Below are 13756 nucleotides of genomic sequence, written 5' to 3' on the forward strand. Positions count from 1 at the left end.
AGGTGATTGTGATGGCCGACATTCTGGCGCTGCAGGAGCTCGACGAGGAGATCGTCGTCGACGCCCCGTTCAGCTCGTACAGCCTGTTCAACTGCTGATTCCGGTGCTTCGGTGCCGTGTTCGGACGAGACGGCGGGGGGAGGTGATTGTGATGGCCGACATTCTGGCGCTGCAGGAGCTCGACGAGGAGATCGTCGTCGACGCCCCGTTCAGCTCGTACAGCCTGTTCAACTGCTGACCCTCGAGGTCCGGCAGTACCGGGTGACAGAGGGGGAAGGCCGCGGCACATGCGGCCTTCCCCAACTCTGCATCCTATTTACTGTTTTGGGGTGAGATAACCGTGGCCGTGGCTCCGGAACCGACTACCCGCCAGAGTGGACCGCTCGGCGGGCTACGACTGTGTGCCGCCGAGGTACGGGCGTACCCGGGGCGGGTCATAGGTGTCGCGGTCGCCTGCGCGCTCACCTCCACCGGGGTCGGCGCCTGCCTGGTGCTGCTCGCGGCGGTCAGCGGTCCGTCCGCCCCGGAGGGCTCGGCGGCCCGTGCGGCGGCCACCGACGCGCAGAACCTGCTGGGCCTGCTGATGACGCTGCTGCTGATGTCGGCGGTGCTGGTCACGGGATCGACGGTCGCGCTCTGGACCAACCAGCGGCTCGGGCAGTTCGCCGTGCTGCGCGCCCTCGGAGTGACGGCCGGTCGGCTGCGCGCCCTGGTCGTCGCCGACGTCGCGATGGTCGCGTTCGTCCCGTCCGCCGTCGCCGCGCTGGCCGGGGCGCTCCCCGCGGCCGGATTCGGACGGCGGGTGCTGATCGAGCGCGAGCTCTTCCCCGCTGCGATCGACCTGCCCCCCTCCGGGCAGACCTGGGCGATCGCGGCCGGTGCCTGCCTGGGCACCTGCGCGGTCGCGGTGCTGGCCGCGCTGGCCAGCGTGCTGGCGGCCGGCCGGGTCCAGCCGATCGACCTGCTCAAGGACCAGTCGCTGGCCCTGGCCCCGCCCCGCCGCAACGCCGGCCGGCTGGTGGCGGGCATCGCCATGGCCGTCCTGCTCTGCGGGCCGCTCCTGGTCCTGATGATCGCGATGGACATGCCGCCGGTGTTCCAGGCCGCGATGGTGCTGGGCCTGGCCATGTCCGTCATCCCCACGCTCGCGGTGCTCGCGCCCTGGTTCGTACCGCTGCTCACCGGCCCGGTCTGCGTGCTGCTGCGGCTGCTGGACCGGAAGGCCGGCCGGATCGCCGCCGCCGGACTGCGGGCCGCGCCCGCCAGGACGGCCGCGATCGCGGTGCCCGTCCTGCTGGCCGTCGGCACCGTGGTCTGCCTGCTCGGCTCCGGGGCGACCATGGGCGCCGCCGTGCAACGGCAGACCGAGCAGGCGCTGCGGGCCGACGCCGTGGTGACGGCCGAGCCGGGCAGCCGACTGCCCGCCCGGCCCGCCGGCCTGCCCGGCGGGGCCGCCGTCGCGCCGATCGCCACTGAGGTGACGGCGCCGCCCAGCTTCTACGCGAGCAAGCCCCGGCCCACCCGGGCCTGGGGTGCCGACGGGGCGGCCCTGCGGAGCGTCCTGGACCTCGGTGAACAGCAGGGCGGGCTGGACGCGTTGGCGCCCGGCACCTTCGCCGCCGGCGGCACCGAGACGGCCTCGCACCACTGGAAGCTCGGCCAGGACGTCACCTTCAGGCTCGCCGACGGGCAGGAGGTGCAGCTGCGGCTCGTCGCCGTCTACCAACGGGACCTTGCCTTCCCCTCGTTCGTCCTCCCGGCCGACCTCGCCCTCGCCCACACCCCGGCCCCGTACGCGGACCGGGTGCTGCTCCGCGGCGATCCGGGCGGCTGGGAGCTCCGGCCCGGCGAGCGGCTCGCCGGGCGGGCCGACTACCTGGCCCACCTGAAGCCGCGCAGCGTGCAGGACGACATGGCCTCCCGGCTGATCGTGTCCGTGGTGGCCGGGTACGCGCTGCTCGCCGTCGCCAACACCTGCGCCATCGCCCAGCGGGACCGCCGCTCCCAGCGCGCCCACCTGCGGGCCCTCGGCCTCGGCCGGGGGCAGCTGCTGCGCTGCGTGGTGTACGAGGTGCTGGCCTCGGCGCTGGTCGGCACGGTGCTGGCGGTGGTGACGGCGGGGATCTGCCTGGTGCCGCTGGCCCGGGCGGTCGGCCACGGGCTGCCGGACGTGGACGTGCCGTGGACGGCCGGCGTCCTGCTCGGAGTGGTGGTCGCCACGGCCGTTCCGGCGGCGCTGGCGGCCCGTCCGCTGCGCGGCATCCGGCGCCAGTTCGCGACGGGAGCGGCGTGAGCGGCGTGCGCGGGGCGGCCGCGGGGAGGCTGGGGCGGTCGTTCTGGCTGCTCTACGGCGGCGAATCCGCCTCGGCCCTGGGGACGGCCGCTTCGGTGATCGCCCTTCCGGTGGTCGCGCTGCGGTCCGGCGGCGACATCCGGCAGGCCGGGCTGGCCGGCACGGCCCTCTCCGTCGGGGTCCTGATCGCCCGGTTGCCGGCCGGGGTCCTCGCCGACCGTTGCGAGCGGCGGACCATGCTGCTGCTCTGCAACGCGGTCGGCGCCCTCGTGCTGGCCGCGCTCGCCCTGTCGGCCGCCGACGGCGCGCCGCCGCTGGGAGCGGTGCTGGTCGCCGCCCTGCTGCTGGGCGCGGTGGGCAGCACCCTGGCTCCGGTCGAGAACGTCGTGGTGCGCTCCTTCGTACGGCCCGAGCAACTTCCCCGCGCGGTCGGCCTGTTGCAGAGCAGGGCGGCCATCGCCGCGACGGCCGGCCCGCTGGCCGGCGGCGCGCTGCTGGCCGTCCACCCGTCCTGGGTGTTCGCCGTCGACGCAGGCAGCTACCTGGCGGCCGTCTGCTGCGTGGCACTGCTGCCGAAGGGCATGCGGGAACGCCCCGAGGACGCCCCGGCCGGGTCCGACGCCGGGTCCGACGCCGGGCCCGGCGTCCGGGCCGCGCTGGCCGAAGGCGTCCGGTTCATCTGGCGGGTGCCCTTCCTGCGGTACGCGGTGGTCAACGCGGCCGTGCTCAACCTGGTGTTCAACGGCCTGCTGATCGTGGTGGTCGCCTCGGGTGGGGACGCCGTGGACATCGGGGTGCTGACCGCGGCCCTGGGCACCGGCGGGCTGGCCGGATCGCTGCTCGCGCCGGCCCTGGCCCGACGGCTGCCACCCTCCCGGGGCATCGCCCTCGGCACCGCCGTGGTCGCGCTCGCCCTGCCCGGCTACACCGCGGCCCAGGGGCACTGGGTGGCGGTCCTGCCGCTCGCCCTCGCCGCGGCCGCCGGACCGGTGGTCACCGTGCTGGTCGCGGTCACCCAGATGCAGGTGACCCCGCCGGGGTTGCAGGGCCGGGTGCACAGCGGCATCGGCTTCCTCGCCCAACTGGTCGCGCCCGCCGGGCCGACCCTGGCGGGCCTGTGCGCCCACGCCTTCGGGCTGACCGGCACGGTGGCCGGCGCGTCGGCGGTCGTGGTGCTGCTGGCCGCCGTCGGGGCGGCCGTCACCGCGGGCCGGCCCGGCGGCGGCCCGCCCGACCCGACCGGGGCCGCAGACGGCCCGGAACGACACAGCGACAACCCTGCGGAGGCCGTCCGTGGCTGACCTCGACCACCGGACGGTGCACCTCGCACCGTCGGACCCGTACCGCTGGCTGGAGGACGCGGACACCCCGCGCACCCGCGCCTGGCTCGCCGAGCAGCGGCGCCGGCTCGACGGTCGCCCGCAGCGCTCCGACGAGCCCGCCTGGGCCGCCCTGCTCGACCAGGTGGAACGGGAGGCCCCCGACCGGACGCCCACCCCGCCGGCCGAGGCGGGCGGGCTGCTCTTCCGCCACGAACGCGGCCCGGGCGGCGACCTCCTGACCGCCCGGCACCCCGACGGCACCCGGCGGACGCCGACCGAGGGCGTCATCGGCCGGGGCGACCGGATCGCGGGCTGGCAGCCCGAGCCGCACGGCAGGTTCATCGCCGTCCAACTGCACCGGGACGGAGCCGAGAACGGCGGCCTGCACCTGCTGCCCACCCGGCCCGGCGGTCGGCCCCTCCACCTGCCCGACGCCGCCCCGTACGCGACCCTCGCCTTTGCCGGCGAGGCGCTGGTGTACACCGCCGGCACCCGCACCGAGCACACCCTGGTGGCCCGTCACCCGGTCGACGGGCCCGCCTGCCGGCTCGCCCTGCCGGTGTCCGGCCCGGTCCGGCTCACCCTCCACGGCGGGCCCGGCGGGAACCTGCTGCTGCGCACCCGCCCGCAGCCGTCCGGCCCGGTGCGCTGGTGGGTCACCCGGTGGACCGGCCGGACGGTGCCCGACTGGCAGCCGCTGGACCTCGACGGCCGACGGGTCACCGCGCTGGACCTGAACGAGACCGCCTGCTTCCTCGCCGCCGACGAACTGCTCGCGCTGGACCTGGACGGGCTCGCCCGGGGCACCGCCGGCCGGCCCGCCGTCGTGGCGTCGCCCGCCGCCGGAGCACCGTCCGGGGCCCCGGTCACCGCCCTGCGGGTGCTCGGCCCCGGCCGGACGCCCGCCCTGGCGCTGCTCCGCCGACTGGGGACCACCCACCGGCTCGACGTCCACCGGCTCGACGCGCACGGCCTCGACGTCCACCGGCTCGACGCGCACCGGCCGGACAACGTGCCGGACGCAGTACCGAGCGGCGAGCCGCCCGCCGCCACCGCGCTGCACTGGCCCGCCCGGCTGCGCCTCGGCGCCACTCCGTACGACCGGCACGGACGGGTCGGCGGCTCGGTCTGGCTGCTCGCCGACGACCCCCGGTACGGCACCTGGACCAGGAGCCTGGACGGCTCCGGCCCGGTCGAACCGCCCGAGCGCCGCGCCGCGCTGCGCACCCTCACCGCCGTCGGCCGGGACGGCACCCCCGTCCCGGTGACGGTCTGCGACCCCGGGCCGCGGGAGCACGGCCGGCCCGCCCCCACCCTGCTCACCGTCTACGGGGGATTCGGAATCTCCCTGGAACCGAGCTGGGATCCGGCCATGGAGGCCTGGCTGCGGGCCGGCGGCCGGATCGCCTGGGTGCACGCCCGCGGCGGTGGCGAGCTCGGCCCCGCCTGGGCGGCCGCCGGCCGCGGCCCCGGCAAGAACACCACCGTGGACGACTTCCGGGCCGCCGCCGCGATGCTGGTCGAACGCGGCGAGGCCCCGGCCGGCGGGCTGGGGGCGCTGGCCGCCAGCAACGGGGCGCTGGTGGTCGCCGCGGCGCTCACCCGCGAGCCCGGGCTGCTGTCCGCCGCGGTGTGCGCGGCCCCGCTCACCGACCTGGCCCGCTACCAGGTCGGCGGCCTCGGCCGGCTCTGGACCGAGGAGTACGGCGACCCGGCCGACCCGGGGACGCTGCGGGCGCTGCTCGACTACTCCCCGTACCACCGGGTGGTGCCCGGGACGGAGTACCCGGCGGTGCTGTTCGCCACCGGGGCGAACGACGCGCGGGTGCCGCCCTGGCACGCCTGGAAGCTCTGCGCGGCGCTCGGACAGGCCGGCACCGGGGCCGCGCCGGTCCTGCTCGACCACCACGACAGCGGCGGCCACCAGGGGCGCCCGGCTGCGGCCGGACGGGAGCTCGCGGTCCGCTCGCTCGCCCTGCTGGGCGCGGGCACCGGCATGCGGCCGCCCGCCGGCCCGTCCGGCCCCCCGCCCCGACCCCAGTCCTGACCGTCGCCCGTGTCCAGCCGAGGAGAGCACCACCGATGACCGAGCACCCGCCCCTCCCCGGAGGCCCGCCCCGCGCCGCGAACCACGGCCGCCCGGCCGCCGCGGCGGCCGTCGACCTGACCAAGGTGCACGGTTCGGGCGAGGCCCAGGTGGTGGCGCTGGAGCGGGTTTCGGTGGCCTTCCGGGAAGGGGAGTTCGCGGCGATCATGGGCCCGTCCGGCTCGGGCAAGTCCACCCTGCTCCAGTGCCTCGCCGGGCTGGAGTCCTGCACCTCGGGCGCCGTCCGGATCGGCGACGTGGACCTCACCCGGCTGAGCGACGGCCGGCTGACCAGGCTCCGCCGCGACCACGTGGGCTTCGTCTTCCAGGCCTTCCACCTGATCCCCACCCTGACGGTGTCGGAGAACATCACCCTGCCGCTCACCCTGGCCGGCCGCTCCCTCGACCGGCAGTGGCTGCACACCCTGATCGAGGCGGCCGGCCTCGGCGCCCGGCTCGGCCACCGCCCGGCCCAGCTCTCCGGTGGCCAGCAGCAGCGCGTCGCCTGCGTCCGGGCGCTGGTCGGCCGGCCCCGCGTCGTCTTCGCCGACGAACCGACCGGCAACCTGGACTCCCGCTCCGCCGCCGAGATCCTCGGCCTGCTGCGCCGGTGCGTCCGGGAACTCGGCCAGACCGTCGTGATGGTCACCCACGACCCGGTCGCCGCCTCCTACGCCGACCGCGTCGTCTTCCTCGCCGACGGCCGCATCGTCGACGAACTCCTCGGCCCGACGCCCGACCAGGTGCTCGCGCGGATGCGCACCTTCGACGCCAACCTGGGGATCAGCTACTGGTCCGGCCCGGCCTGACCTGCCGCGCTCCGGCCGCCGGATGCGCGAGGATGGGGGCATGCCGAACCGTCTCGCGGACGCGACCTCGCCGTACCTGCTCCAGCACGCCGACAACCCCGTCGACTGGTGGCCCTGGGGGCCGGAGGCCTTCGACGAGGCACGGCGGCGCGGCGTGCCGGTGCTGCTCTCCGTCGGCTACGCCGCCTGCCACTGGTGCCACGTCATGGCGCACGAGAGCTTCGAGGACGCCGGGCTCGCCGAGTACCTCAACGAGCGGTTCGTCCCGGTGAAGGTGGACCGGGAGGAGCGGCCGGACGTCGACGCCGTGTACATGGAGGCGGTGCAGGCCGCGACCGGGCAGGGCGGGTGGCCGATGACGGTCTTCCTCACCCCCGACAAGGAGCCGTTCTACTTCGGCACCTACTTCCCGCCGCAGCCCCGGCACGGGATGCCCTCGTTCCGGCAGGTGCTGGAGGGCGTGGAGGCCGCCTGGCGGGACCGGCGGGAGGAGGTCGGCCAGGTCGCCGGACGGATCCGGGCCGATCTGGCCGAGCGGGCCGCCGTCTACTCGGCCGGCGCCCACAACCCGCCCGGCGAGGCGGACCTGCACCAGGCGCTGGTCACCCTCAGCCGGGACTTCGACCAGAGCCGCGGCGGGTTCGGCGGCGCGCCCAAGTTCCCGCCGGCCATGGTGCTGGAGTTCCTGCTGCGCCACCACGCCCGGACCGGCTCCGAGGCGGCGCTGGAGATGGCCGTCCGCACCGGCGAGGCGATGGCCCGCGGCGGCATCCACGACCAGCTCGGCGGCGGCTTCGCCCGGTACGCGGTGGACGCCGGCTGGGTGGTGCCGCACTTCGAGAAGATGCTGTACGACAACGCCCTGCTGCTGCGCGCCTACCTGCACCTGTGGCGGGCCACCGGCTCCGAGCTGGCCCGCCGGGTCGCGCTGTCCACGGCCGACTTCCTGCTGCGCGAACTGCGCACGCCCGAGGGCGCGTTCGCCTCCGCGCTGGACGCCGACAGCCTGGACGAGGAGACCGGGAAGTCCGCCGAGGGCGCCTACTACGTGTGGGAGCCCGGCCAGCTGGTCGACCTGCTCGGCCCCGCCGACGCGGCCACCGCCGCCCGGCTGTTCACCGTCACCGCCGAGGGCACCTTCGAGCACGGCACCTCGGTGCTCCAGCTCCTCGCCGACCCGGAGGACGTCGCCGAGTACGAGGCGATCCGGGCGCGGATGGTCGAGGCCCGGGCGTCCCGGCCCGCCCCGGCCCGGGACGACAAGGTGGTCGCCGCCTGGAACGGCCTGGCCGTCGCCGCGCTCGCCGAGGCCGGCGCGCTGCTGGACCGCCCCGACCTGGTCGAGGCCGCCGAACGCGCCGCCGACCTGCTGCTCGCCGTCCACCTCACCGCGGACGGCCGGCTGCTGCGCACCTCCCGCGACGGCCGCGCCGGTGCCAACGCCGGCGTGCTGGAGGACTACGCGGACACCGCCGAGGGCTTCCTCGCGCTGTACGCCGTCACCGGTGAGGCCTCGTGGCTCCAACTGGCGGGCGGCCTGCTCGACACCGTGCTCAAGCACTTCACCGACGAGGCCTCCGGCGCGCTCTACGACACCGCCGACGACGCCGAGGAACTGATCCGCCGCCCCCAGGACCCCACCGACAACGCCACCCCGTCCGGCTGGACGGCCGCCGCCGGAGCCCTGCTCACCTACGCCGCGTACACCGGCTCCGACCGGCACCGCACCGCCGCCGAGCGGGCCCTCGGCGTGGTCGGCGCGCTCGCCGGCCGGGCCCCGCGGTTCATCGGCTGGGGCCTCGCCGTCGCCGAGGCGCTGCTCGACGGGCCGCGCGAGGTCGCCGTGGTCGGCGCGGACGGCGACCCGGCCACCGCGGCGCTGCACCGGGCGGCGCTGCTCGGGACGGCGCCGGGGGCGGTGGTCGCGGTCGGCGCGCCCGGGGAGACCGAGGTGCCGCTGCTGGCGGACCGGCCGCTGGTCGGCGGGGCGCCCGCCGCGTACGTCTGCCGGCACTTCGCCTGTGACGCCCCGACCACCGATCCGGCGGCGCTGGCCGGGAAGCTGGGCGTGGCGGTCGAGGTCGAGTAGGGGGCGCTCCGGCGGCGCCCCGGCGCCCCTCGGATACTCGTTGGCGAAGGAGTCCAGGTCGGGGCCGCCATGGGCCATGACCCGGACCTTCAGCACGTCCCTCGACGATTTCCGCGAGCAGGCGGGCGCCTTCCTGGCCGCCCGCCCCGCCCGGCGTGCCACGGGCGGTGGACGAGCGGACCGCGGCCGGCGGCCTGCACCTGTGGGAGGGCGGCCGTCCGGTCGCCCTGGCCGGCAGCAGCCCGATCCTGGCCGGCATGTCCCGCATCGGCCCGGTCCACACCCCCGCCGAGAGTCGCGGCCACGGCTACGGCACCGCCGTCACCGCCGCCACCTCGGCCCACCTGCTCGCCCGCGGTGCCACCGAGGTCCTGCTCTCCACCGACCTCGCCAACCCGACCGGCAACTCCATCGACCGGCAGATCGGCTACCGGCCGGTGGAGGACTCGCTGATCGTGGACTTCCGCATCGTGGACCTCCGCCGGCCGTAGCCGGGAGCCGGGCCGGACGACCCCGCCCGGGCGCGCGCCGGCCGGCCGTCATTCCCAGTCCCAGCGGATCCCCAGGAGGCACGGGCGCAGGGCGGTGGCCACCAGGTGGACGCAGTGGTGGCCGTCGAGGGTGAGCTCCTCGGTCTCGTACGGCACGGCGCCGGGGGAGTGGAGGGCGAAGCGGTGGCAGCGGACGGGGAGGGCGGCGGGGTCGAAGGTGACCTGGAGGACGTACTGGCCGGCGCCGGAGTTGAAGCCGCGGACGTATTCGCAGCTGGGACCGGGGGAGGGGGCGTCGTCGAAGCCGTAGCCGAGCAGGTGGGTGTCGCCGGCGCGTAGTCGGCGGTCGAGGAGGAGTTCGGCGGCGAGCAGGTGGTGGGCCTGGTCGCGGCGGATGCGGCCGGGGCGGCAGTTCTCCTCGGCGCGGACGCCGACGCGGGTGATGTCACTGCCCGGGTCGCCCTGGTAGAGGGCGAGGTAGCGGTCGATGCCGTCGCGGTGGGCGCGCAGGGCGTGCTGGGAGTCGCGGCGGGTGAGTTGGCGGTCGGGGTCGATCCGGATGCGTTCGATGTGGGTGATGGTGTGCAGCCCGGTGTCGCGCGGACCGGCCAGGGTGGCGAGCAGGTCGTCGACGGCCACGGCCGGGGAGATCAGGTCGCGGTAGGGGCGTACGGGTGGTCCGGCCGGGGCGGGGTCGGCGGCGCGGCGGGGGCCGAGCAGCCGGGTGAGGGAGTGCTCGGGCAGGTCGAGGACGTCTTCGAGGGCGGCGACGGCGCGCAGGGACTCGGCGCGTTCGGGGCGGCGGCGGCCCTGCTGCCAGTAACTGAGGCTGGTCAGGCCGACGTTGACGCCGCGCAGCGCGAGATGGCGGCGGATGCGGTGCAGGGCGAGGCCCCGGGTGGAGATCGCGGTGCGCAGGGCCAGGTGGAAGGGGCCGGTGCGCAGGGCGGCGGCGAGGTCGGCTGGGTCGCTCTTGTGGATGGCGGCCTCCTGGGGCGGGCGGGTCCGGCACGCGGGCGGTCGGACGGACCGGCGTTTGACCGTGAATATTCACACCGGTGCGGTGGTTTGTCACCGGTCCGGGCCTGCTGTGCGGGGGTTTCCGGGACGCCGTTCACATCCGCGCCCGCCCGTTCACACCCGGGTCCGGGCCCGCCGAAGGCCGTTGACCTGCCTCTGACAAGGCGCGATGCTCGGGGCGCGATCCGGACCGCGCCCCCACACAGCACCTCGCTCCACTCGTGCAAGGAGGCATTCCCCCATGCCAGTTCCACGGATACGGCTGCGCCGCGCGGTCTCCGTACTCGCCCTCGGCGTGCTGGGCCCGGCGCTCACCGCCGCGATGGCCGCACCCGCGATCGCCGCCCCGGCCGGGCAGCAGGCCCAGGCCCAGGTCCGGGCCGCACAGCAGGTCCACCAGGTGCGCCAGGCCGCCGCGCCCGGCAGCACGGCCGACCTGGCCGGCACGTACAAGAAGCTCAACATCACCATGCAGCAGCAACAGCAGACCAACTGGTGCTGGGCGGCGAGCGGGAACACCATCGCCACCTGGTTCGGCTACAACTACAGCCAGAACCAGTTCTGCAACGCCGCGTTCGGCCGCTCCGCCGACTCCAGCTGCCCCAACAGCCAGGCCACGCTGGGCGATGTGCAGAACGGGCTGGACTGGGTCGGCATCAACCCGGGCTCGTACGTCAACGGGTACCTGAACTACAGCACCGTGCAGGCCGAGGTGAACGCCGACCGTCCGATCGAGACGCGCATCCAGTGGAGCTCCGGCGGCGGCCACATGCACGTCCTGTACGGCTACGACACCGGGAACAACTGGGTGTACTGGGGCGACCCGTGGCCCTCCAACTACCGCTACAACTGGGCGGACTACCGGTACTACGTGAACAACAACACGTTCTCGTGGACCCACTCCCTGTACGGGATCGGCGCGTGAGGGCGACCATGACCGAGATCAAGAGCCGCCGTCGGGCCGCGACCGCCGTCACCGCCGCCGCCGCCACCCTGTTCACCGTCGGCCTCGCGCTGTCGCTCGCGCCGGCCGGGCACGCAGCCGAGCCGGCCGCCCCGGCCGTGCCCGCCGCCCCCGCCCCGGTGCCCGCCGCCGAACTGGCGCAGGCCCGCAGCGCCGTCCAGGACCCGGCCGTCCTCGACAAGGTCGGCCACTTCTTCGCCCGCAAGGGCGTCCCGCCGACCCGGCAGCTGACCATCGGCGCCGCCGAGGAGGCCCGGGCGACGGATGCGGCCGCGCCGCGGCTGGCCGGCGACACCGTCCCGGTCTACCTCCTGGACCCCGGCTTCGTGGCCGGCACCCCGGGCGCGCCGGTGGCGAAGGCCGAGTTCACCGCCAGCACGGTGGTCGCGGCGGACGGGCAGACCGCCTCGGTCTGGACCGTCCGGCAGGACGGGGCCTGGAAGGTGGTCAACATCGCCTCGGGCGGTGACGAGGGCGACTACGCGGCGAAGGCCGCGGGCAGCGGCGGCGGCACCGCCTTCCGCGAACCGCAGGTCAACGCCTGGTACGTGCTGCGCGACGGCCGGGTGCTGCCGCTGGACGACGAGGCGCGGCGCTCGGTGGGCGCGGGCGGGGTCACGCTGGCCGCGTACCAGCAGCTGGTGCACCAGCGGTACGGGGACAAGCTGCCCGGTTCGGCGTACGACCGGGCGGGCCGGGGCGGCGGCTACCAGGTGGACGCCGCGCCGCTCGCCGGGGCCGCGCCCGAGCTCGCGGCCGCACCGCGGTCCGCGGCCGGCGGTTCGGCGCTGCCGGCCGTGACGGCGGCGGCCGCCCTGGGCGCCACCGCGCTGGTGGGCGCGGGCGCCGTGCTGCGGCGGAGGACGGGCGTCCGCCGCAGTTGACGGCGGGCGGGGCCCGGCCGGTCGGGCCGGGCCCCGTGCTCCGCACCCCGTCGGACACGCAGCAGAGCGAACACGCGATAAGAGGGGACGGCGCACCGGACAGCGGGGACGCCGCACCGGAAGGGACGTCGCAGCAGGACGGGCGGTGGGCGCCGGATCCGGTCGCCCACCGCCCGTTCGGCTACCCTCCGTGATGTGTCCTGGAAGTGCTGCTTCCGCACAAGGAATTGACGCAACGTTGATCTGTCGTTCGCCGCCCCGGGGCAGTCGGCCATCACTGTCGGTCGATAGGATGTGGCAATCGGTCAGTGCTGGCCGACGCGTGCCGAGAGCGGAGAAGAGGTGGGGCGGCGGCCGCCGACCACGAGCCCGGCACCGGGAAAGGGGACCGGAGTGGCCGACGCGGACGACAAGCAGACGAGCGCCCAGGTGTGGGGTTCGGCGGTGGTGGTGGGCTCTGCGCTGGCCGTGGTCGCGGCCTATCTGATCAACGGCGCCGTGCTGGTGCTGGCGGTGGCCGGGGTCGAGACCCTGCTGCTCATGGTCTACGTCGCCCGCCGGTGGCGCGCGCTGCGCGGTGAGCCGGCCCCGGTCCGGCACCGTCCGCGCCGCGGCATCCCGGACGCGGCGCACTGCGAGCGCTGCCGCCGGGCCCGCGAGGCGCTGGACGCCCGGCAGGCACGGGCCCGCTCGGCCGGTGCGTCCGGGCGGCCCGGCTCCGTGGTGCTCCCGGCACAGGCCGGGTCGCCGCCCGAGCCCCGCCGGCAGTCCGGCGAGCCCTACCGGCAGTCGCACGGGGAACAGCACCACGCGTACGGCGCGCACCACGACGCCCACGGGCCGCTGCACGACCCGGACCCGCAGTCGGACCCCGGCCCACAGCTGGACCCCGGCCCGCAGACGGAACCCGGCGGCGCCGACCACGCGGGCTACCCGCGCCGCCCGCAGGTCCGGGCCCCGTACGAGCGGCCCTGGACGGCGGAACGGGCGGCCGCCCGGTCCGTGGACCGTTCGACCGCCCGTCGGGGTGCGCCGGGATCAGCCGGCCGTGCTGTACGCCACCAGTGAGACGCCGACGTACTGGACGATGAACGCGCCCAGGGTGAAGGCATGGAACACCTCGTGGAACCCGAACCAGCGCGGTGAGGGGTTGGGCCGCTTGAGCCCGTACACCACACCGCCGATGCTGTAGAGCACCCCGCCGACGATCATCAGCACCAGGACGGCGACCCCGCCGGTGCGCAGGAAGTCGGGCAGGAAGAAGGCGGCGGCCCAGCCCAGCGCGAGGTACACCGGCGTGTACAGCCAGCGCGGCGCGCCGACCCAGAACACCCGGAACGCGATCCCGGCCAGTGCGCCGCCCCAGACCGCCCAGAGCAGCACCTGCTGGTCGGCGCCCTTGAGCAGCAGCATCGTGAACGGCGTGTAGGTGCCCGCGATGATCAGGAAGATGTTCGCGTGGTCCAGCCGGCGCAGCACGGCGTCCCCGCGCGGGCCCCAGTTGAAGCGGTGGTACACCGCGCTGACCCCGAACAGCAGCCAGGCGCTGACCGAGTAGATCGCGCAGGCGATCCTGGCGGGCGTGGAGTCGGCCAGGGATATCAGCACGATCCCGGCGGCCACCGTGGCGGGGAACATTCCGGCGTGCAGCCAGCCGCGCCACTTCGGCTTGCTCTCCGTGGGTGCGCTCTCCGCGAGCGCAGCAGCAGTCATGCGCAGCATGCTACCGGCTACCTACGGATCCGTAGGTTACTCGCGCGTAGGAAGTGGTGATCATCACTCTTAGACGTTTTGGAGT

At 75.7% G+C, this 13756-nt stretch carries 11 protein-coding genes; 9 read left to right on the forward strand and 2 right to left on the reverse strand.

Going from position 1 to position 13756, the window contains the following annotated elements; all coding sequences use genetic code 11:
- Positions 1-346: 346 nt before the first annotated feature.
- From ACZ7RU_RS04060 to ACZ7RU_RS04085, 6 genes are all read left to right on the forward strand, one after another.
- Positions 347-2293, forward strand: coding sequence for an FtsX-like permease family protein (locus ACZ7RU_RS04060; RefSeq protein WP_470339393.1), 1947 nt, complete (start codon positions 347-349; stop codon positions 2291-2293).
- Positions 2290-3594 carry an MFS transporter gene (locus ACZ7RU_RS04065; RefSeq protein ID WP_470339394.1) on the forward strand — a complete coding sequence of 435 codons (1305 nt, stop codon included), beginning with the start codon at positions 2290-2292 and terminating at the stop codon, positions 3592-3594. Before ACZ7RU_RS04060 ends, ACZ7RU_RS04065 begins: the two co-directional genes overlap by 4 nt.
- Positions 3587-5662, forward strand: a complete 2076-nt coding sequence (locus tag ACZ7RU_RS04070) for a prolyl oligopeptidase family serine peptidase (protein ID WP_470339395.1) — start codon at positions 3587-3589, stop codon at positions 5660-5662. The genes ACZ7RU_RS04065 and ACZ7RU_RS04070 overlap by 8 nt, the downstream gene beginning before the upstream one ends.
- A gap of 35 nt (positions 5663-5697) precedes the next feature.
- Entirely contained in the window at positions 5698-6510 is an 813-nt protein-coding gene (locus ACZ7RU_RS04075) for an ABC transporter ATP-binding protein (protein ID WP_470339396.1), read from the forward strand.
- A gap of 40 nt (positions 6511-6550) precedes the next feature.
- On the forward strand, positions 6551-8599 hold the full coding sequence (locus ACZ7RU_RS04080; RefSeq protein ID WP_470339397.1) for a thioredoxin domain-containing protein: 2049 nt from the start codon (positions 6551-6553) through the stop codon (positions 8597-8599).
- A gap of 167 nt (positions 8600-8766) precedes the next feature.
- Entirely contained in the window at positions 8767-9090 is a 324-nt protein-coding gene (locus ACZ7RU_RS04085) for a GNAT family N-acetyltransferase (protein WP_470339398.1), read from the forward strand.
- 48 nt (positions 9091-9138) lie between these two features.
- Here ACZ7RU_RS04085 and ACZ7RU_RS04090 read toward each other — a convergent pair whose 3' ends face one another.
- Entirely contained in the window at positions 9139-10071 is a 933-nt protein-coding gene (locus tag ACZ7RU_RS04090) for a hypothetical protein (RefSeq protein WP_470339749.1), read from the reverse strand.
- Positions 10072-10351: 280 nt separating this feature from the next.
- Here ACZ7RU_RS04090 and ACZ7RU_RS04095 point away from each other — a divergent pair, with 280 nt between their 5' ends.
- The 3 genes from ACZ7RU_RS04095 (at position 10352) to ACZ7RU_RS04105 (ending at position 13026) form a co-directional block, all read left to right on the forward strand.
- The gene (locus tag ACZ7RU_RS04095) at positions 10352-11035 is read left to right on the forward strand and encodes a papain-like cysteine protease family protein (protein ID WP_470339399.1); all 684 of its coding nucleotides are present in this window, start codon (positions 10352-10354) and stop codon (positions 11033-11035) included.
- Between the two features lie 8 nt (positions 11036-11043).
- Positions 11044-11958: a hypothetical protein gene (locus ACZ7RU_RS04100; protein ID WP_470339400.1), complete on the forward strand. Its 915-nt coding sequence runs from the start codon at positions 11044-11046 to the stop codon at positions 11956-11958.
- 393 nt (positions 11959-12351) lie between these two features.
- Complete coding sequence (locus ACZ7RU_RS04105) at positions 12352-13026, forward strand: hypothetical protein (protein ID WP_470339401.1); 675 nt, start codon at positions 12352-12354, stop codon at positions 13024-13026.
- On the opposite strand, the gene trhA is transcribed toward ACZ7RU_RS04105, so the two are convergent.
- A complete protein-coding gene (trhA, locus tag ACZ7RU_RS04110; RefSeq protein WP_470339402.1) occupies positions 12997-13671 on the reverse strand; it encodes a PAQR family membrane homeostasis protein TrhA in 675 nt (224 codons plus the stop codon). The genes ACZ7RU_RS04105 and trhA overlap by 30 nt on opposite strands.
- Positions 13672-13756: the final 85 nt, after the last annotated feature.

The organism is Kitasatospora sp. NPDC114501, assembly GCF_055633695.1.

Bases quoted from the DNA above. Each gene is read 5' to 3' on its own strand.
- ACZ7RU_RS04075 (WP_470339396.1), top strand. From the start codon at position 5,698: ATGACCGAGCACCCGCCCCTCCCCGGAGGCCCGCCCCGCGCCGCGAAC.
- ACZ7RU_RS04080 (WP_470339397.1), top strand. From the start codon at position 6,551: ATGCCGAACCGTCTCGCGGACGCGACCTCGCCGTACCTGCTCCAGCAC.
- ACZ7RU_RS04095 (WP_470339399.1), top strand. From the start codon at position 10,352: ATGCCAGTTCCACGGATACGGCTGCGCCGCGCGGTCTCCGTACTCGCC.
- ACZ7RU_RS04100 (WP_470339400.1), top strand. From the start codon at position 11,044: ATGACCGAGATCAAGAGCCGCCGTCGGGCCGCGACCGCCGTCACCGCC.
- trhA (WP_470339402.1), bottom strand. From the start codon at position 13,671: ATGACTGCTGCTGCGCTCGCGGAGAGCGCACCCACGGAGAGCAAGCCG.